1 pseudogene is annotated in these 292 nt (G+C 45.2%); it reads left to right on the plus strand.

The features are described 5' to 3' along the window. Window positions 1-70: 70 nt before the first annotated feature. A pseudogene (locus NE473_RS31870) lies at window positions 71-250 on the plus strand (LacI family DNA-binding transcriptional regulator); the annotation flags it as partial. Window positions 251-292: the final 42 nt, after the last annotated feature.

Here is a 292-nt window from a genome sequence, read left to right on the forward strand (position 1 = left end):
TGAGTTTGTTCTCCTTTTTTGTTTATTTCCAGCTGACAAGACTGATTATCAGAAGTACAATCATAATTTCAACCATGTAGACGGTGTGGTCGTGCTGGGACGGTGTGACAAGCAGACTCTGAGCTTTTTAAAAAAATACTTTAACTGCGTTGCCTACACCGGTCTCAATATTCTGGATGCCAAATACGATCAGGTCATCAGCGACGGATACCAGGCCTCTCTGACCGCTGTGAATCACCTGATGGGCCTCTGACACACCAGAATCGGATATATTGGTGAGACTCAGGACGAG

The organism is Hungatella sp. SL.1.14 (assembly GCF_024460495.1).
Lineage (GTDB): Bacteria > Bacillota > Clostridia > Lachnospirales > Lachnospiraceae > Hungatella > Hungatella hathewayi.